This window comes from Paraburkholderia aromaticivorans, assembly GCF_012689525.1.
GTDB lineage: Bacteria > Pseudomonadota > Gammaproteobacteria > Burkholderiales > Burkholderiaceae > Paraburkholderia > Paraburkholderia aromaticivorans_A.
This window is the reverse complement of the sequence record NZ_CP051516.1, coordinates 2,635,830-2,655,567: the sequence shown is the minus strand read 5'-3', so window position 1 is coordinate 2,655,567 and position 19,738 is coordinate 2,635,830. Positions and strand designations below refer to the sequence as shown.

The window sequence follows — 19,738 nt, the reverse complement described above, 5'->3', positions numbered from 1 at the left end:
CGCTGTGCCGCCTGCCATTTCGCTCGGCATGTTCATGGCGATAGGCCCGGTGACTTCTCCATTTGCCGATGAAGACGCGCGATAATCCGCCTCACCTGAGCCACTTCCTTTTCCCTCGATGAGACCTCCGCGCCTCGACCAACTCGACGACCTCGACCGCAACCTCGTTGCGCTGCTGCAAGCGAACGCCCGCGAGAGCGTCGCTAACCTCGCCCGCCAGCTCGACGTGGCACGCACCACGGTGATCGCGCGCATCGCGCGGCTCGAGCGCAGCAACGTGATTGCCGGGTACAGCGTGCGGCTCGGTCAGGACGTGCTCGACGCGAGCATCGTGGCTTATGTCGGCATCATCATCGCGCCGAAGCATGGGCCAGCCGTGCAGAAACGCCTTGGCAAAATGCCCGAAGTGCAGTTGCTGTGCGCGGTGAGCGGCGAGTTCGATTACGTTGCGTGGCTGCGCGCCGATTCGCCCGATCGTCTGAACGATCTGCTCGATCAGATCGGCGAACTGGAAGGCGTGGAGCGGACCACGACTTCGATCATTCTGGCGCGCAAGATCGACCGCGGCATGGTGTGAGCGCCGCCCGACGTTTACACCGTTTTAACAACTTTCCGACATATCGACTGATTGGTTCGTCATAACGTCGAACTTCATGGTCATACCGCAGCATTCTGCGCGTATGAACTGTTTTTGCTTCTCCCTAAACTGTTGCTGAAGGGTACAGCCCGCCGGGCGCCGCGCCACGAGCGCAGCGCACTTCCCAAGCTGGAGACAGCACACAATAATCAGGAGAAGCGCATGAAAGTAGCCATCGTTGGCGCAGGTTTGATTGGCCACACCATCGCCCACATGTTGCGCGAAACTGGCGACTACGAAGTCGTCGCGTTCGACCGCGACCAGCACGCGCTCGACAAACTCGCTGCCCAGGGCATTCCGACCCACCGCGTGGATTCCGCCGATGCCGCCGCTCTGCGCGCCGCCGTGCAAGGCTTCGACGCGCTCGTCAACGCGCTGCCGTATTACCTCGCGGTGAACGTGGCCTCGGCGGCCAAGGGCGCGGGCGTGCATTACTTCGATCTGACGGAAGACGTGCGCGCCACGCATGCAATCCGCGCGATCGCCGACGACGCCGATCACGCCTTCATGCCGCAGTGCGGTCTCGCGCCGGGCTTTATCGGCATCGCCGCGCACGAACTGGCGAACCGCTTCACGGAAATCCGCGACGTCAAGATGCGCGTGGGCGCGCTGCCGGAATTCCCGACCAACGCGCTGAAGTACAACCTGACGTGGAGCGTCGACGGTCTGATCAACGAGTACTGCCAGCCGTGCGAAGCGATTCGCGACAGCCGCACGCAGTGGGTGCAGCCGCTCGAAGGCCTCGAACATTTCTCGCTCGACGGCACCGAATACGAAGCCTTCAATACCTCCGGCGGCTTGGGTACGCTGTGCGAAACGCTCTCAGGCCGGGTCGAGTCGCTCGACTACAAGTCGGTGCGTTATCCGGGCCACCGCAACCTGATGCAATTCCTGCTCGAAGACCTGCGTCTTGCCAGCGATCGTGACACGCTCAAGACCATCATGCGCCGTTCGGTGCCGTCCACTGCGCAAGACGTGGTGCTGGTGTTCATTACGGTGAGCGGCATGCGCGATGGTCAACTGGTGCAGGAAGTCTTCACCCGCAAGATCTTCGCAAAGACGGTGTGCGGCGTGCCGATGAGCGCGATCCAGATCACCACGGCCGGCGCGATGTGCGCGGTGCTCGATCTGTTCCGCGAACAGAAGCTGCCGCAGAAGGGCTTCGTGCGCCAGGAGCAGGTGTCGCTGCGCGACTTCCTCGCGAACCGCTTCGGCCAGTTGTACGAGGGGCAGGCGCTGGAGACGATGGCTACGGTCTGAAGGATCGGCACCGAGGGCCGTGCGACAACGTGGCAACAGGCATGAATGTCTGCCGCGAGCAGCAAAGACGGCTTCGCAGAGAGCCTAGGAAACGCCCCGTTCGGGGCGTTTTTATTGATGCCGACGCTACGCTACACAGGCACCGGCGGCATGATCATCGCCGCCTGCGGCTCGCCGACGATGCGCGCCAGCAGGGCTTCATAATCCGCCGAAGTCGGCGCGGTATTGTCGAACATCAACAGGTCGTCGCAGATATCGCCGCTGGGCACGAAGCGGCGTTGCCGATACTCGTCCCAGTGCGCGAGTTTGTAGGCATCGTCCGGATTGGCGCGCTCCACGATCCGCCGATGCGCCGTCTCTTCCGACGTATAGACCCACACGACCCGTAGCGCCACGTCCGCACCCACCCCCAGCCACGCGCGATCGAATAGGCGCCGCTCGCGCACTTCGCGCGAGAGCGGCCCGACCACGATCGCGCTGATGCCGAGTTCGAGATTGTCGCGGGCGGTATCGAGCAGGCCGCGATATTCGGGATCGCGCAGATGCTGCAGGAACAGCGGGCTGTCGCGGTCGTTCGGATCGCCGGTCAGCATGGCCATGGCCGCCGCGCTATAGCCGCCATAAAGCGTATCTTTATCGAGCAGGCAGAAGGGCGTGGCGCCCGCTCTCATCAGCGGGCCGAGCAGCTTCTTCGCGAGCGTGGTCTTGCCGGTGCCCGCGTGACCGCAGAAGAAAACCAGATGAGTCACGAAGGCGCGTCCTCGGGCGAGGCGGGTACGGCGCCGGCGCGTTGCGGGTCACGCGTGAATTTGTCGCCGGCCTCCAGCCACATCACGTTGATGATGCCGAAGCCCAACGCCACGCCGATGCCGAGAATCCAGGTGAAATACCACATTGCAGTCTCCTTGATCGTATGTCCGGCGAGGCCAGACCTGAAGCGTTGCGCATTGTCGTTCGAGCGAAGGCGAGATGCCGGCAGGCGACGGTATGCGCTGGAACCGAGGGTAAATCCACCACGCGGACCTCACGCGCGGCAGCCCACGGAACCGCCCTTTGCAGCGATCATGAAGAAGAACGCGACGCCGTGCAAGAGGTCGCAGGGTCGGCCGTTCGGCCAGGCTGGCAGAACGGGCGGGCGTTGCTATCATGCATAACGAAGGTTGGGCAGCAGCAACGGGCAGCAGCAATCAGGACGGCCAGGCATCGTCCCGCATACCGATCGGAAAGAAGAAGCACACAAGCAGGACCATAACCAACAACACGGGAGACCCAGCATGCCGACGCGTCCGCACCACCATCGCCAAGCCGCGCGGGTCGCATTGGCGAAGCTAGGCGCGCTTGCCGCGCATCGTCCAGCCCGGCTACACGGAGCCGGGCACGGGGCTCGTCGCCGTGGACGTCCGCCGTGAGCGTTCCCGCGACGTGATCGTCCGCTTTCGCGACGCCCTGGTGTATATCGACGGCGAGCAGGTCACCGACCTGATGAACGGCGAGCACGTAGTCTTCTATCTGAGCCCGGGCGTGCATCGCATCGGCGTATCGACGCAGTTCGATCCGGTCGTCGAAATGCGCTTCACGGTGACGGCCGATACGCGCTACACGAACCGCGCGTCGGTCACGTTCGGCGACGATCACCGCATCGCGCTGCGCCGGGTCGCGCAATAGCGTGCGCTGCCTCGCGGGTGTGGCGCACCGGCGGCCGCGAGGCTTAACAATTCGATACATAGCCTTCACGCATAGCCCGTAACATGGCGGCTAACGCAAATTCGTTTATGCAGATCCGCCGCCAGTCTTACGTATCGTAAGCGTCCGGCCGGTCTGTTCCGTTTTCAAGGTAATCCAACATGCTGATCAATTGCGCCGCCTACCAGGACGGCCGGAAGCTGGCAGACATCGACATCGATAGCATCAGCGACTACGTGGCGCGGCCCGAGTGTTTCGTCTGGGTGGCGCTGAAAGACCCAAGCCCGGACGAGCTGGCCGTGATGAAACACGAGTTCGGTCTGCACGAGCTCGCGATCGAAGACGCGCAGAACGGCCATCAGCGTCCCAAGATCGAGGAGTACGGCGAGTCGCTGTTCGCGGTGATGCACACGGTGGAAATGGACGAAGAAGGCGAACTGCTGATCGGCGAAGTCGACGTGTTCGTCGGCGCCAACTATGTGCTATCGGTGCGGCGCGGCACCCGCGCCGGCTTCCAGAACGTGCGCGCCCGCTGCGAGCGCGAGCCGCAACTGCTCAAGGAAGGCTCGGCGTTCGTGCTGTATGCGCTCGCCGACGATATCGTCGATCGTTATTTCCCGATCATCGAGGCGATGAACAGCGAGATCGAAGCGCTCGAAGACCGCATTTTCGACCGCAACAATTCGGCGGCGTCGCGCGCGATCATCCAGGATCTGTACTCGCTGAAACGGCGCCTCGTGATCTTGCAGCACCATATCGCGCCATTGCAGGAAGCCGTCAGCAAATTGACGGGCGGCCGCATTCCGAGCATCTGCGAAGGCATGCAGGCGTACTTCCGCGATGTCTACGACCATCTCGAGCGGATCGTCAGGATCATCGACGGACGGCGCGAAATGATCGTCACCGCCGTGCAGGTCAATCTCGGCATGATTTCGCTGGCCGAGAGCGAGGTGACCAAACGGCTCGGTTCTTTCGCGGCGCTGTTCGCGGTGCCGACCATGATCGCCGGCATCTACGGGATGAATTTCCAGAGCATCCCCGAGCTGCACTACCAGTACGGCTATCCGATCTGTCTTCTGGTCATGCTGACCGTCGACCTCGTGCTGTACTGGCGCTTCCGCAAGGCCGGCTGGCTCTGATGGGCGGGCAGGGTGGCGTTCGTCGGCGCCGCTCCCCGCTTGCACCGCACGCAATAAAAGTCCAGCATAGGCGGCCCGTCGGCCTGCGATCTTGCAGCCGGCGGTCAATCTGCCACGCACGGACCAAGCGAGGAACCCTTTGCCACACGCCGCCTGCCGGCGCGCTGAAGCGGCGCGCCGCTTCGATTCGACCGGGCGCAGTGCATCACCGTGCGTACCGCATGCCGATGCACTGCAACACCGCGCATCGTTGACAATCAGAATAGACTGCGCTGAGAATGGCCCTCGCAAACGTTTGCGCACTAATTTAAATAAGGCTCCATCGCGAGCCTGACAGACCCTGGAGATAGGCATGAACCAACGCATTCGCCGCCGCATCCTGACGGCCGCCGTCCTCGCCACCGCTACCGCCGCCTTGCCGTTTTCCTCCGCGTACGCGCAGAGCACGCCCGCTCATAAGCCGAAGGTCGCGCTGGTGATGAAGTCGCTCGCCAACGAGTTCTTCCTGACCATGGAGACCGGCGCGAAGGACTATCAGAAGCACAATCCGTCGCAATTCGACCTGATCACCAACGGCATCAAGGACGAGACCGATACGGCGAACCAGATCCGCATCGTCGAGCAGATGATCGTCTCGAAGGTCGACGCGATCGTGCTGGCGCCGGCCGACTCGAAGGCGCTGGTGCCGGTCGTCAAGAAAGCGGTGGACGCGGGCATCATCGTCGTGAACATCGACAACCGGCTCGACCCGGATGTGCTCAAGTCGAAAGACCTGAACGTGCCGTTCGTCGGCCCGGATAACCGCAAGGGCGCGCAGAAGGTCGGCGATTACCTGGCCAAGAAGCTCAAGGCGGGCGACGAGGTCGGCATCATCGAAGGCGTATCGACCACCACCAACGCGCAGCAGCGCACCGCCGGTTTCAAGGATGCGATGCAGAAGGTCGGCGCCAAGGTCGTCTCGGTGCAGTCGGGTGAATGGGAAATCGACAAGGGCAACGCGGTGGCGTCGGCCATGCTCAACGAATACCCGAATTTGAAGGCCCTCCTCGCCGGCAACGACAACATGGCGATCGGCGCGGTCTCGGCCGTGCGCGCGTCGGGCAGGCAAGGCAAGGTGCTGGTGGTCGGCTACGACAACATCAACGCGATCAAGCCGATGCTCAAGGACGGCCGCGTGCTCGCCACCGCGGATCAGTACGCCGCCAAGCAGGCCGTGTTCGGTATCGACACCGCGCTGAAGGCGCTCAGCGAGCACAAGAAGCAGGCGGATCTGTCCGGCGTGGTGGAAACGCCGTGCGATCTGGTCACGAAGTAGGCATCGCCCGGTCAGTGCCGGGGTAGGTCGGGTACGCGGGTTTGCCGGCGCCGCGTCATGTTCCATGCGTGATCTGCGCTCGCAAACCCGCGTCTATTCAACAAACGCTCAAGAAAACTGCCGCGCCGCCGTTAATTCCAGAGGTAAGCGTCATGACGGTGCCGCGCGACGGGAGGGTGCGTGGCTTTTTAGCGCCCGCGCATTCCGCGCATTGGGCCGGCATGACACGGGGCGTGAGGGCTGCGGCTTCATTCGAGCGAATCGCGTGAGGCCGCAGCTACCGCCCCGGAACCAGGATTGCGATGGATTCAACCGACCACGACGCCGTGCCTGCCGTCCTGTCTGTCAGCGGCATCGGCAAGACCTACGCCGAACCGGTGCTCGCCGACATTTCGCTGTCGCTGCGCGCCGGCGAGGTATTGGCGCTGACGGGCGAGAACGGCGCGGGCAAGAGTACGCTGTCCAAAATCATCGGCGGGCTCGTCGATCCGACCACCGGCACGATGCAACTCGGCGGCGTGCCTTATGCGCCGGCGAGCCGCACCCAGGCCGAGGCGCTCGGCGTGCGCATGGTGATGCAGGAGCTGAATCTGCTGCCGACCTTGTCGGTGGCGGAAAACCTGTTCCTGAACCGCTTGCCGCGGGTCGGCGCGTTCAGCTTCGGCTGGATCGACCGGCGCAAGCTGCGCGAAGACGCGCGTCACGCCATGGCGCAGGTCGGGCTCGATGCGATCGATCCGGACACGCTGGTCGGCGAGCTCGGCATCGGCCATCAGCAGATGGTGGAAATCGCGCGCAATCTGATCGACGATTGCCGCGTGCTGATCCTCGACGAACCGACCGCGATGCTGACCGCGCGCGAAGTCGATCTGCTGTTCGAACAGATCGACCGGCTGAAGGCGCGCGGCGTGGCGCTGGTCTACATCTCGCACCGGCTCGAGGAGCTCGCGCGGGTGGCCGAGCAGATCGCGGTCCTGCGCGACGGACGGCTGGTGCATGTCGACACGATGGCCAACCTGACCAGCGACGAAATCGTCACATGGATGGTCGGCCGGGAACTCGGCGAGCGGATCGATCTGGGCGTGCGCAACATCGGCGCGCCGCTGTTGAAAGTGGACCGGCTCACACGCGGCAAGGTGGTGCGCGAGGTGTCGTTCGAAGTGCGCGCGGGCGAGGTTTTTGGCATCAGCGGGCTGATCGGCGCGGGCCGCACGGAGTTGATGCGGCTGATCTACGGCGCGGATCCGAAGGACAGCGGCACCGTTTCGCTGGCTGCAACGCCGGGCGCGCCGCCCACGCCGGTGCAGATCGCTTCGCCTTCGGACGCGGTGCGCGCGGGCATCGCGCTGATTACCGAGGACCGTAAAGGCGAAGGCCTGCTGTTGCCGCAGCCGATCGCGGCCAACGTGTCGCTCGGCAATATCGGCAGCGTGGCGCGGCACGGCATCGTCGATGCGAAGCGGGAGAACGCGCTGGCGCAGACGCAGATCGCGGCGATGCGGATCCGCACTTCCGGGCCGGGGCAGATTGTCGGCGAGCTGTCGGGCGGCAACCAGCAGAAGGTCGTGATCGGCCGCTGGCTGGCGCGCGATTGCCGCGTGCTGTTATTCGACGAACCTACGCGCGGCATCGACGTCGGCGCGAAGTTCGATATTTATGGCCTGATGGGTGCGCTGGCCCGTGAAGGGCGCGCGCTCGTCGTGGTGTCGAGCGACCTGCGCGAGCTCATGCTGATCTGCGACCGGATCGGCGTGATGTCCGCGGGCAGCATGACGGGTGTGTTCGAGCGCGATAACTGGTCGCAGGATGCGTTGCTGGCCGCGGCGTTCGCCGGCTACCGCAGCCGCGAAGCGTTGCTGCACGCCGCCCCCGACACTAGCGAAGCAGGGAGTGTGTCATGAACGATCAACCGTTGCGTGAAGCATCGGGCGACAAGCCGGGTACGGCGAGCGGCACGGGCACCGTCGCGCCGCCGGCCGATCCGTCGGCGCCGCTCGCGAGCGGCAAACCGGCCGGCACGCGGCTCGGTTTTTCGAATTACCTGGGGCTCGCCGGCGCGTTGCTGGGGATGATCGTGCTGTTCTCGCTGCTGAGTTCGCACTTTCTGACCTACGACACGTTCAGTACGATCGCCAACCAGATTCCCGATCTGGTCGTGATGTCGGTGGGGATGACCTTCGTGCTGATCATCGCCGGAATCGATCTCTCGGTGGGATCGGTGCTGGCGCTGGGCGCGTCGGTGGTGAGCGTGGCCGCGCTGAAGTGGGGCTGGGGGCCGTTGCCGTCGGCGGTGCTCGGCGTCGCCGCGGCGGCGCTGACCGGCACCGTCACCGGCGCGGTGACGGTGGGCTGGCGGATTCCGTCATTCATCGTCTCGCTCGGTGTGCTGGAAGCGGCACGCGGCCTGGCGTACCAGATGACGAATTCGCGCACCGCCTACATCGGCGACGCGTTCGACTTCCTGTCGAACCCGATCGCGCTCGGCATCTCGCCGGCGTTCCTGATCGCGGTGGCGGTGATGGTCATCGCGCAACTGGTGCTCACGCGCACGGTGTTCGGCCGCTATCTGGTCGGCATCGGCACCAACGAGGAAGCCGTGCGGCTCGCGGGCGTCAATCCGCGGCCGTACAAGGTCATCGTGTTCGCGCTGATGGGCGCGCTCTCGGGGCTGGCCGCGCTGTTCCAGATTTCGCGTCTGGAAGCGGCCGATCCGAACGCGGGCCAGGGCGTGGAACTGCAGGTGATCGCGGCCGTGGTGATCGGCGGCACGAGCCTGATGGGCGGGCGCGGCTCGGTGATCAGCACTTTTTTCGGCGTGTTGATCATTTCCGTGCTGGCGGCTGGCCTCGCGCAGATCGGCGCGAACGAGCCGACCAAGCGCATGATCACCGGCGCGGTGATCGTGGTGGCGGTGGTGCTGGATACGTATCGCAGCCGCCGCAAGCGGGCCTGACCGGTGATGGGCACCGCAAGCCGGCAGAGTAACGCAACCCAGGCAGTCACAGCGTCATGAGCGGTAAAGCGTAAGAATTCATGGGTTTGATCTGTCTTCGATGAAGACGTCCGGTGGGTCGCCAGGTGGCGCGGCCGGCGGGTAAAACAGGCAGGAGAGCAACAGGTTATGGCGACGATCAAGGATGTAGCGGCTGCGGCAGGCGTGTCGTTCACGACGGTATCGCACGTGGTGAACAACTCGCGGCCGGTGTCGGCGGACGTGCGCGCGAAGGTCGAACACGCGATCCGTCAGCTCCACTATGTTCCGTCGGCGGTGGCCCGCTCGCTGAAGGCGCGGTCGACGGCGACCATCGGGCTGGTCGTGCCCAACTCCACGAATCCGTATTTCGCGGAACTGGCGCGCGGCATCGAGGACGGTTGTTCGCGCAACGGCTACTGCGTGTTCTTCTGCAATTCCGACGACGATCCGGCCAAGCAGCGTAACTATCTGCGCGTGCTGCAGGAAAAGCGCATCGACGGCCTGATCGTCGCTTCGGCCGGCGACGACGCCGTGCTGGCGCAGACGCTCGCCGACTCGCACGAGCCGCTGGTCATTCTGGATCGCAACATCGAAGGGCTGAACGCGGATCTGGTGCAGATCGACCACGAGAAGGGCGGGTATCTGGCGACCCGGCATCTGCTCGAACTGGGGCATGTACGGATCGGCTGCATCACCGGGCCGGTTCAGACGGCGGTCAGCGCGATGCGCGTGCACGGCTTTATCCGCGCGATGACGGAGCGCGGCATCGAGATTCCGCCCGATGCGATCGTGGAAAGCGATTTTTCGGGCACCGGCGGCCACCGTGCCGCCGCGCAGCTGTTCGACACGGTCAGGCCATCGGCGATTTTTGCCGGCAACGACATGATGGGCATCGGTGCGCTGCGTGCCGCGGCGGAACGCAATATCAGCGTGCCGCACGATTGCTCGATCATCGGGTTCGACGATATCGAGTTGGGGCGTTTCACCTATCCGGCGCTCTCGACCGTCGGGCAATCGGTGCGCGCGCTTGGCGATATGGCCGCGCAGACGCTGATCGAGCGGATTGCCGGGACCACGTCTGGCACGCCGCGCGCGCCGGGTCGCCGGCGTGTGGTGTCGCCGCGGCTGATCGTGCGCGAGTCCACCGCGACATGGGCCGGCGCGGCCAAGCGCGATCTGGCGGCGTGACTGGATACGATGCGCGGATTTCAAACGCGCATTTGTGGCTAGCGGAGCGGTCGCTCGCGCGAGGCGATTCCTTTGGCGCAACACGTAGTCTTCGATTTTCACCCGCAGCGGGTTGCTGAACAGTTCGGCCGACCGCGCAGGCGCTGTCGGGTGCGGCGCTGGAATAGCGCGCATGTCCTGGCGCTGAACAGCATTTCGGCGCTTGCCCTCGTCGCACCAGGAGCGCGGGTCGATCGGATTCAGCCTTGCGGTGCTCGCTATCGTCGCGGCATCCAGGACCTGCGGCGCAACGCCGTCAGCACACTGCCAGCCGCCGCAACGGCGTGCCGTCTCTCACTCCCGGCCCTTAGCCACCGGCGCTCCCGTTCTACATCAGCGGCGTGCCAATCCGCAGTCTGTCAGCCTCTTGTAATTTATTCCAGCTGCTTACGGCATCTTTCCTCCTACCATATAAATCCTTCAAGTACGCGGTCGCCATGCCGTAAACAGGACTATTAGAGAGCGGCATCAGAAAAGCGCCACTACGCAGACGCCACACGCCAAACCGCGCTGCGTACGCAGCCTCTCATTTTGTTAAGCACAGGAACAAGCATGTTGAACAAAGGCATTACGATCAAGGCGCGGATAGGCCTCACGATGGCTTTTCTCGCCGCGCTGCTCGTCGCCATCGGCGTATTCGGTTTGTTCGGCATGAGCCGTTCGAATGACGCCTATAAGGATACGTTCACCAACGCCATGCCGGGCGCGGTCGATATCGGCAACGCCGAGCTTTTTGCCGCGCGCGAGCGGCTGGCGCTCGACCGCGCGGCGTTCATGATCGGCACGCCGGAAGCGGTGCCGACGCTCGAGCGCGCGCGCAGCATGCGCGCCACGTCCGACACGTGGTGGAAAAAATACATGGACTTGCCGCGCGCCGCGGATGAAGACCGCCTCGCGCAGGACGTCCTCTCCAAGCGTGACGCGCTGCATCAGCAGATGGACGCCTTCGGGGCGATCGTGACCGCGAACGAGCCGCCCAAGCTGGTCGACGGCGCCAAACGTCTGCAAGCCGCCTACAACGACCTCGCCAATTCCGACGACGCGCTGCGCAAATACCAGTTCACCTCGGCGACAGAGGGCTACGACTCCGCGCAAAGCAGCTTCGACTTGTTCCGCATGGTCAGCGCGGGCGCTCTGCTGATCGGCGTGCTGGCGGCGGTGATCTCGTACCTGACGCTGAGCCGCGCCATCGCCCGGCCGCTCGATGCCGCCCTCGGCCATTTCGACGCGATTGCAGCGGGCGATCTGCGCCGCCCGGTCGTCGTGACCTCGCGCGATGAAATGGGGCAGTTGCTCGAAGGCATCGCCAAAATGCAGCGCAGTCTCACCGAAACGGTGCGTACCGTGCGCAGCGGCAGTGAATCGATTGCCACGGCCACGCGCCAGATCGCGGCCGGCAATATCGACCTGTCCTCGCGTACCGAAGAGCAGGCGTCGGCGCTGCAGGAAACCGCGTCGAGCATGGAAGAGCTGACCGGCACGGTCAAGCAGAACGCCGACAACGCCCGCCAGGCGAGTTCGCTGGCGGCCAATGCGTCGGAGATCGCCAACAAGGGCAGCGCGGTGGTCGGCCTGGTGGTCGGCACGATGGGCGACATCAATCAAAGCTCGGCCAAGATCGCCGACATTATTTCGATCATCGAAGGGATTGCGTTCCAGACCAACATCCTCGCCTTGAATGCGGCTGTGGAAGCGGCGCGGGCCGGCGAAGAAGGGCGCGGTTTCGCGGTCGTGGCCGGTGAAGTGCGCAGCCTCGCGCAGCGCTCGTCGGCGGCGGCGAAGGAAATCAAGGAACTGATCGACACCTCGGTGGAGCGCGTGCAGTCGGGCTCCGCCCTGGTCGACGAAGCCGGCCGCACCATGACCGAAATCATCGGCGCGGTGCAGCGCGTGACTGACATCATGGGCGAAATCGCCGCGGCGTCGGAAGAGCAGAGCAGCGGCATCGATCAGGTGGCGCGCGCCGTCACGCAAATGGACGAAGTCACGCAGCAAAACGCCGCGCTGGTCGAAGAAGCGGCGGCCGCAGCGTCGTCGCTCGAAGACCAGGCCGGCAAACTGCGCACCGCGGTGGCCGTGTTCCAACTCGAAGAAAGCGGTTACAAGGCGCCCGTGAGTGCGCCGCCGAAGCGCACATCCACGCCGCTGCGTTCGGTGGTCGCACGCAAGGTCTCGCACGCTCGTGCTGCGCAACCCGCGCCGCACGCCGCAGTTGCGACGAAGGCGCCGGCCGGGACGGCACAGTCCGTTGCCGCACCGGCACGCGCGCCTGCTAAAGCGACAGTGACCGCCAGTGCGGGCAACGATCAGGATTGGGAAACGTTCTAAGCGGCAGTCAGTTGCAACATTCATTCCCGGCGCCGCAGCTAATCCCATTAGATGGGTAGACGCCGGAAAAGGATGACCGCCTCGCTTCAAAAGACCGCGATTGCGCACGCATTCGCGGTCTTTTTTTTTGGTGTGCGCATTAAGTAACGTTTGCGACATCAGTCGGCACCCTGGCGAGTGTCATGATCCGGTACATTGACGGACGCACTGATGTAACTCCCCTTGGGGAACGCTACCCGGCATGGTGCGGCAAGCGCGCACGGCCCGTTAGCCCGCGAGCCTGGTTCCGCCGCCTTCGACCGCCGCAATGCATGGCCCAACGCATGGCCCGACGCATGGCCACCACCCACCAGCACGCTACAACCAACCGCTCAATGCGCCAGCCACAAAGGACCGACATGACGCCATACGACCTCGCGAACCGCCTCGTCGAAGCACGCCGGCAGCATCGCCCGATCGATGCGCCCGCACCCGACAGCCTGCCGCCCGATGCCGCAACCGCGTACGCGATCCAGCAGGCGGTCATTGCGGGTCTCGGTGACTCGACCGGCGCCTGGAAGATCGGCGCCAAAGCGCCGGGCGCCGCCGCCGCGGGTGCGCCGATTCCGGCCTCGCTGGTGCTGCGATCGCCGGCGCGCGTCGCGCATGACGGCTTCTTCCGGGTGCTGGTCGAGCTGGAGATCGCCTTCCGCTTCGCCGAGGCGATCGAACCGCGCGGCCGGGCCTATGCGCGCGACGAGGTGCTCTCGAAGGTCGGCGTCGTCTTGCCGGCCATCGAGATCGTCGATAGCCGCTTCACCGAGTGGCCGAATGTCGCGCCGCTCGCGCAACTGGCCGACGCCCAGAACAACGGCGCGTTGATCACGGGCCATCCGGTCGCTTATGCCGGTCTCGCGCGCGGCTTCGACTTCGTGTCGCCTGAACTGGAGCTGAGCTTCGACGGCGCTTCGCTCCTACCGGAAGCCACCGGCAATCCGGCCGGCGACCCGCGCGAACTGCTGGTGTGGTTCGTCAACCATTGCGCCGCCATGGGCATTACGATCGAGCCCGAGTGGACTATCACCACTGGTTCGTACGTCGGCGCACACAGGCTGGACAAAGCGGGCATCGTGCGCGGCCACATCGACGGCCTTGGCGAAGTGGAGATTGAACTGACCTGAGAAGCCGCGCGCTTGTAACAGCGTGCTTGTAACAACGCATTACGAAGCTTCATTCAAACGGCTGCCTGCGGGTGGCCGTTTTACATTCTTCGCATCTGCGACGGCGGCTCTGCCGTATACGCCTATTGAAGCGATGCATGGCGTTGTCGTCATCCAGTTATACATGCGGCTAACCATGCTCTCGACGCGGTTAATGCGCGCACCTCTCGTAGGCGAGTCATGACACGCCATGTAAATGACGCGGAACAAAACCGTTCATGAGTTGACGAACCGCATGAAGCTGCACGGACTTTGCTTAAGCGTGAGACGGCGCATGAAGCGCGCATGAACATGTAACAGGCATGTGTCGGTGTAGACCGAACGCTCGTGTCGCGCGTTGAGGAAAAAGTAACGGGACACAGAAAGCGTGCAGACGTCCGCGCTTTTAGCAACAAAGTGTGCGTGTGCAGACATGCCGTCTGATACAGCAGTGGGATCGTTCGATGAACGTAACGGCTGGCGCAAGAGAGTATTGCGGGACATCTGGAGGAGCATCGAGCAGCACTGCAGTAGAGTGCTGATGAGGCGGCAAGGCAGCAGTAGTAGGGTGGCGACGTATCACCGCAATCGCGGCGATATGCGTGCAAGATTGTAGGCGGTCGAAATTTTGTTACCAAGTGAGGATTGTTGGGAGGCGAATACGGCGCGATTTTCGCAACGTAGTTCGTGAAAAAAAATTTAAAAGGGTTTAGGATGAATTCGAGCGATGTCGTTTCTGAATAGCGCGCCGCGCACGACATCGATCTAGACTTCGGCGAGGAGGTAGCATGGATATCTACAGCAGTTTCGCGACCCGCTTCGAGAAAACGCGAGAAGATGAGCTCTCGCTCGAGGAGTATCTCGCGCTCTGCAAAGACAATCCCGCCGCGTACGCCACGGCTGGCGAACGCATGTTGACGGCGATCGGGGAGCCGGAACAGATCGACACTCGTAACGATCCGCGCATGTCGCGCATCTTCGCGAACAAGGTCATCAAGGTATACCCCGCATTCCGTGAGTTCTACGGAATGGAAGAGGTGATCGAGCAGGTGGTCGCCTACTTCCGCCACTCGGCCCAGGGGCTCGAAGAAAAGAAGCAGATCCTGTATCTGTTGGGCCCGGTCGGCGGCGGTAAATCGTCGATTGCGGAACGTCTCAAGCAGCTCATGGAACGCGTGCCGTTCTACTCGATCAAGGGCTCGCCCGTCAACGAGTCGCCCCTCGGTCTGTTCGATTACGAGGAAGACGGCCCGATTCTCGAAGAACAATACGGTATTCCACGCCGCTACCTGAAAAGCATTCTTAGCCCGTGGGCGGTCAAGCGCCTGCACGAATTCAACGGCGACATCCGCAAATTTCGCGTGGTGCGCCGCTATCCGTCGATCCTTCGCCAGATCGGTATAGCCAAAACCGAGCCGGGTGACGAAAACAATCAGGACATTTCGTCGCTGGTCGGTAAGGTCGACATCCGCAAACTCGAACAGTACGCACAAGATGACGCGGACGCATACAGCTACTCCGGTGGCTTGTGTCTCGCCAACCAGGGGCTGCTCGAGTTCGTCGAAATGTTCAAGGCGCCGATCAAGGTGCTGCACCCGCTGCTTACCGCCACCCAGGAAGGCAACTTCAAGGGCACGGAAGGCTTCGGTGCGATCCCGTTCGACGGCGTGATTCTGGCTCACTCGAACGAGTCCGAATGGAAGGCGTTCCGCAACAACCGCAACAACGAAGCACTGCTCGACCGGATCTTCGTGGTGAAGGTGCCTTACTGCCTGCGCTACGGTGAAGAGGTTAAGATCTACGAAAAGCTGCTGCGTAATTCGTCGCTGGCGAATGCGGTGTGCGCGCCGGGCACGCTGAAGATGATGGCGCAGATGTCGGTGCTCACGCGTCTGCAGGAGCCGGAGAATTCGAGCCTGTTCTCGAAGATGCAGGTGTACGACGGCGAGAATCTCAAGGACACCGATCCGAAGGCCAAGTCGTATCAGGAGTACCGCGATTTTGCGGGCGTCGATGAAGGGATGACCGGCGTGTCGACCCGCTTCGCGTTCAAGATCATGTCGCGCGTCTTCAACTTCGACTCGACCGAGGTCGCGGCCAATCCGGTGCACCTGATGTATGTGCTCGAACAGCAGATCGAACGCGAGCAGTTCCCACCGGAAACCGAGCAGAAGTATCTGTCGTTCATTAAAGACGTGCTCGCCTCGCGCTATGCGGAGTTCATCGGCAAGGAAATTCAGACCGCGTATCTGGAGTCATATTCCGAGTACGGTCAGAACATCTTCGATCGCTATGTGACGTACGCGGACTTCTGGATTCAGGATCAGGAGTTCCGCGACCATGATACCGGCGAGAGTTTCGACCGCGCGGCGCTGAACGCCGAACTGGAGAAGATCGAGAAACCCGCGGGCATCAGCAACCCGAAGGACTTCCGCAACGAGATCGTGAACTTCGTGCTGCGTGCGCGTGCTGCCAATGGCGGGAAGAACCCGGCCTGGGTCAGCTACGAGAAGCTGCGCGTCGTGATCGAAAAGAAGATGTTCTCGAACACGGAAGAGCTGTTGCCGGTGATCTCGTTCAACGCCAAGGGCTCGGCGGAGGAACAACGCAAGCACGAAGACTTCGTCAATCGCATGGTGACGAAGGGCTATACGCCGAAGCAGGTGCGCTTGCTGTGTGACTGGTATCTGCGCGTGCGCAAGTCGTCATGATGCGCATTGCGTGCCGCCCGCGCGGTCCGACCGCGCGGGCACCCTGCGAGGCGCAAGCTGCATGGACATAGCGTTGCTTTAGGCAGCGTGCGTCTCGCGCACCGGAAATAGCAGTGCAGTGCGTGGGAGGAAGAGGCGCTAAAGTGCTTCATCCGATCGACGTGCTCTGCATGGGACCCGAGTAAGTGCTGAAGTGCTAACTCGGGTCGACATGCGACTGCATAGGATCGGAGTAAGCGCTAAAGCGCTAACTCCGATCGATACGGGAGACCGGGCGTGCTTCATCAAATCATCGACCGCAGGTTAGCAGGCAAGAACAAAAGCATTGCGAATCGCGAACGTTTTTTGCGTCGCGTTAAGAACTATATTCGTCGCGCCGTTTCGGAAGCCGTGCGCGACCGCAGCATCAAGGACATTCAGAACACCCAGAGCATCACCATCCCGCGCAAGGACATTGCGGAACCGTCGTTCCGGCATGGCCCCGGCGGCAAGCGGGAAATGGTGCATCCGGGCAATTCCGACTACATCCGCGGCGACAAGATCCAGCGCCCGCAAGGGGGCGGCGGCGGAGGCGGGGGCAACCAGGCCAGCAATGAAGGCGACGGTCAGGACGACTTCGTGTTCGAACTGAGCCGCGAAGAATTCATGCAGTATTTCTTCGACGATCTCGAACTGCCACGTCTCGTCAAAACCCATCTGCTTGCCGTCCCGACGTGGAAAAGCATCCGCGCGGGCTGGGCTGCCGAAGGCACGCCGAACAACATCGACGTGGTCCGTTCGCTGCGCAGCGCACTCGGCCGCCGCATCGCGCTCGGTGCGCCGCTCGTCAACCAGTTGCACGAGATGGAGCGGCAACTGGAGACGATGAAAGCCGATCCCGACGATCGTCGCGACGACATCAAACTGCTCGAAGAGGAGATTCACCATTTGCGCGGCCGCATCTGGCGGATTCCGTTCATCGATCCGTTTGATCTGCGCTATGTGAATCGCGTGAAGCAGCCCACGCCTTCCAGCCAGGCAGTCATGTTCTGTCTGATGGATGTGTCCGGTTCCATGGACGAGCAGCGCAAGGACCTCGCCAAGCGCTTCTTCATCCTGCTATATCTGTTCCTCAAGCGTAACTACGAGAAGATCGAAGTGGTGTTCATCCGCCACCACACGCGCGCCGAAGAGGTCGACGAAGACACGTTCTTCCATTCGACCGAGAGCGGCGGCACGGTGGTGTCGAGCGCGCTGGAGCTGATGCAGAAGGTGATGGACGAGCGCTATTCGCCGACTGAATGGAATATTTACGGCGCTCAGGCGTCAGACGGCGACAACTGGACCGACGACTCGCCGAAGTGCCGCAAGATACTCTCGGATGACATCCTGGAGAAGGTGCGCTATTTTGCGTATATTCAGGTGACGCCGGAAGAACAGAATCTGTGGCTGGAATATGCGCAGTTGGCCTTGAGCCAGCCGCACATGGCGATGAAGAAGGTCGAAACCGCGGCTGACATTTATCCGGTGTTTCGCGAGTTGTTCGAAAAGCAGGCGGCTAATTCATGACGAACAAGCACCTGCACAACGAAGTGCGCGGCGAGCCAGAGAACGGCGCGCCGGAGCGCGGAAAAGGCGTGCCGCAGCAGCAACAGTCGGGGCATGCCGAGGCGAGGGCGGACGATACCGGAGCCGCCGCCGGAGCAGTCGACACCGCTGCAGCACGGGGACACACCGGAACGCCCACTGAGGGGCAAAGGGAAGTCCGTATGAACGTAGCCGATAGACGGCCTCTGCCGTGCCCGTCCGACTGGACCTTCGAATTGATCGAAGAGTACGACTCGCATATTGCCCGTGTTGCAGAGCAATATGAACTCGACGTGTATCCGATCCAGCTCGAACTCATCAGCGCCGAACAGATGATGGATGCGTACGCGTCCGTCGGTATGCCGGTGAACTACCGTCACTGGTCGTTCGGCAAACACTTTCTCTCCACCGAAAAAAGCTACCGTCGCGGGCAGATGGGGCTGGCGTACGAGATCGTCATCAATTCGAACCCCTGCATCGCGTATCTGATGGAAGAGAACACGATGACGATGCAGGCGCTCGTCATCGCCCATGCGGCTTATGGGCACAACTCGTTCTTCAAGGGCAACTATCTGTTCCGGCTGTGGACGGATGCGCACGCGATCATCGACTACCTCGTCTACGCGAAGAATTACATCGCGGAGTGCGAGGAGCGTTTCGGGCTCGACCGTGTCGAGGAACTGCTCGACTCGTGCCACGCGTTGATGAACTATGGCGTGGACCGTTACAAGCGTCCGCAGAAGCTGTCGCTCCAGAAGGAGTTTGCGGCGCGCCGTGAACGCGAGGCCTATCTGCAGTCGCAAGTGAACGAACTGTGGCGTACCTTGCCGACTCGCCATACGCCGTTGCCGGAGGAGGTCGAGGAGCGCTATCCGCCGGAGCCGCAGGAAAACCTGCTGTATTTCGCGGAGAAAAATGCGCCGCTGCTGGAGCCGTGGGAGCGGGAAGTGATCCGCATCGTGCGCAAGGTCGGCCAGTATTTTTATCCGCAACGGCAGACCCAGGTGATGAACGAGGGCTGGGCGACGTTCTGGCACTACACCTTGCTCAACACCATGTACAACCAGGGCAAGCTGGAAGACGGCTTCATGATGGAGTTTCTCCATTCGCACAGCAACGTGGTCTACCAGCCGCCGGTCACGAAGCCGTACTACAGCGGTATCAATCCGTACGCGCTGGGTTTTTCGATGATGAGCGACATTCGCCGGATCTGCGAGGCGCCGACGGAAGAAGACCGCAAGTGGTTCCCGGAACTGGCGGGCAGTCCGTGGCTCCCGGCCATGCACTACGCGATGCGCAACTTCAAGGACGAGAGCTTCGTCGCGCAGTATCTGTCGCCGCATCTGATCCGCGAAATGCGCCTCTTCTCGGTGCTCGACGACGACATGCGCGATGCGCTAGAAGTCTCGGCGATTCATGACGACAGCGGCTATCAGTACGTGCGTCAGGCGTTGTCGCGGCAGTACGACATGCATCACCGCGAGCCGAATATTCAGGTGTGGGCGGTGAATACGCGTGGCGACCGGAGTTTGACGCTGCGGCACTTCATGAGCGACAACCGGCATCTGTCGGGCGATAGCGCCGAAGTGCTCAAGCACATGGCGCGGCTGTGGCAGTTCGATGTTTATCTGGAAAGCGTCGATGAGAATGGCACGGTCCGCAAGCGTTACGAGTGCCGCTATGTGCCGCCGGCGGTTAAGGTGTGACCGGCGGATTGCAA

At 62.7% G+C, this 19,738-nt stretch carries 15 protein-coding genes; 13 read left to right on the top strand and 2 right to left on the bottom strand.

Annotated elements, in window-relative coordinates; genetic code table 11:
* Positions 1 to 118 precede the first annotated feature (118 nt).
* Together HF916_RS40040 and HF916_RS40035 are read left to right on the top strand one after the other, a co-directional pair.
* Positions 119 to 577: an Lrp/AsnC family transcriptional regulator gene (locus HF916_RS40040; RefSeq protein WP_168794237.1), complete on the top strand. Its 459-nt coding sequence runs from the start codon at positions 119 to 121 to the stop codon at positions 575 to 577.
* A 222-nt stretch (positions 578 to 799) separates the two neighbouring features.
* Positions 800 to 1,897: a saccharopine dehydrogenase family protein gene (locus HF916_RS40035; protein WP_168794236.1), complete on the top strand. Its 1,098-nt coding sequence runs from the start codon at positions 800 to 802 to the stop codon at positions 1,895 to 1,897.
* A 131-nt stretch (positions 1,898 to 2,028) separates the two neighbouring features.
* Here HF916_RS40035 and HF916_RS40030 read toward each other — a convergent pair whose 3' ends face one another.
* Entirely contained in the window at positions 2,029 to 2,646 is a 618-nt protein-coding gene (locus HF916_RS40030) for an AAA family ATPase (protein WP_168794235.1), read from the bottom strand.
* The gene (gene cydX / locus HF916_RS40025) at positions 2,643 to 2,792 is read right to left on the bottom strand and encodes a cytochrome bd-I oxidase subunit CydX (RefSeq protein WP_168794234.1); all 150 of its coding nucleotides are present in this window, start codon (positions 2,790 to 2,792) and stop codon (positions 2,643 to 2,645) included. The genes HF916_RS40030 and cydX overlap by 4 nt, the downstream gene beginning before the upstream one ends.
* A gap of 443 nt (positions 2,793 to 3,235) precedes the next feature.
* Between cydX and HF916_RS40020 the strand changes: the two genes are divergently transcribed.
* The 11 genes from HF916_RS40020 to HF916_RS39970 all read left to right on the top strand — a co-directional run bounded on the left by HF916_RS40020 (position 3,236) and on the right by HF916_RS39970 (position 19,724).
* Positions 3,236 to 3,562 (top strand): hypothetical protein, encoded by a 327-nt coding sequence (locus tag HF916_RS40020; protein ID WP_240975701.1) that lies wholly within the window; start codon positions 3,236 to 3,238, stop codon positions 3,560 to 3,562.
* 179 nt (positions 3,563 to 3,741) lie between these two features.
* Positions 3,742 to 4,719: a magnesium/cobalt transporter CorA gene (gene corA, locus HF916_RS40015; RefSeq protein ID WP_168794233.1), complete on the top strand. Its 978-nt coding sequence runs from the start codon at positions 3,742 to 3,744 to the stop codon at positions 4,717 to 4,719.
* Between the two features lie 352 nt (positions 4,720 to 5,071).
* Positions 5,072 to 6,034 carry a sugar ABC transporter substrate-binding protein gene (locus HF916_RS40010; RefSeq protein ID WP_168794232.1) on the top strand — a complete coding sequence of 321 codons (963 nt, stop codon included), beginning with the start codon at positions 5,072 to 5,074 and terminating at the stop codon, positions 6,032 to 6,034.
* 302 nt (positions 6,035 to 6,336) lie between these two features.
* On the top strand, positions 6,337 to 7,935 hold the full coding sequence (locus tag HF916_RS40005; protein ID WP_168794231.1) for a sugar ABC transporter ATP-binding protein: 1,599 nt from the start codon (positions 6,337 to 6,339) through the stop codon (positions 7,933 to 7,935).
* Positions 7,932 to 8,987, top strand: coding sequence for an ABC transporter permease (locus HF916_RS40000; protein WP_168794230.1), 1,056 nt, complete (start codon positions 7,932 to 7,934; stop codon positions 8,985 to 8,987). Before HF916_RS40005 ends, HF916_RS40000 begins: the two co-directional genes overlap by 4 nt.
* Before the next feature lie 168 nt (positions 8,988 to 9,155).
* Complete coding sequence (locus HF916_RS39995; protein WP_168794229.1) at positions 9,156 to 10,196, top strand: LacI family DNA-binding transcriptional regulator; 1,041 nt, start codon at positions 9,156 to 9,158, stop codon at positions 10,194 to 10,196.
* A 591-nt stretch (positions 10,197 to 10,787) separates the two neighbouring features.
* On the top strand, positions 10,788 to 12,563 hold the full coding sequence (locus tag HF916_RS39990; RefSeq protein WP_168794228.1) for a methyl-accepting chemotaxis protein: 1,776 nt from the start codon (positions 10,788 to 10,790) through the stop codon (positions 12,561 to 12,563).
* A 398-nt stretch (positions 12,564 to 12,961) separates the two neighbouring features.
* Positions 12,962 to 13,723, top strand: coding sequence for a hydratase (locus tag HF916_RS39985; protein WP_168794227.1), 762 nt, complete (start codon positions 12,962 to 12,964; stop codon positions 13,721 to 13,723).
* Positions 13,724 to 14,529: 806 nt separating this feature from the next.
* Positions 14,530 to 16,452, top strand: a complete 1,923-nt coding sequence (locus HF916_RS39980) for a PrkA family serine protein kinase (protein ID WP_132374241.1) — start codon at positions 14,530 to 14,532, stop codon at positions 16,450 to 16,452.
* Positions 16,453 to 16,728: 276 nt separating this feature from the next.
* Entirely contained in the window at positions 16,729 to 18,000 is a 1,272-nt protein-coding gene (locus HF916_RS39975; protein ID WP_168794226.1) for a YeaH/YhbH family protein, read from the top strand.
* Positions 17,997 to 19,724 (top strand): SpoVR family protein, encoded by a 1,728-nt coding sequence (locus tag HF916_RS39970; RefSeq protein ID WP_168794225.1) that lies wholly within the window; start codon positions 17,997 to 17,999, stop codon positions 19,722 to 19,724. Before HF916_RS39975 ends, HF916_RS39970 begins: the two co-directional genes overlap by 4 nt.
* Positions 19,725 to 19,738: the final 14 nt, after the last annotated feature.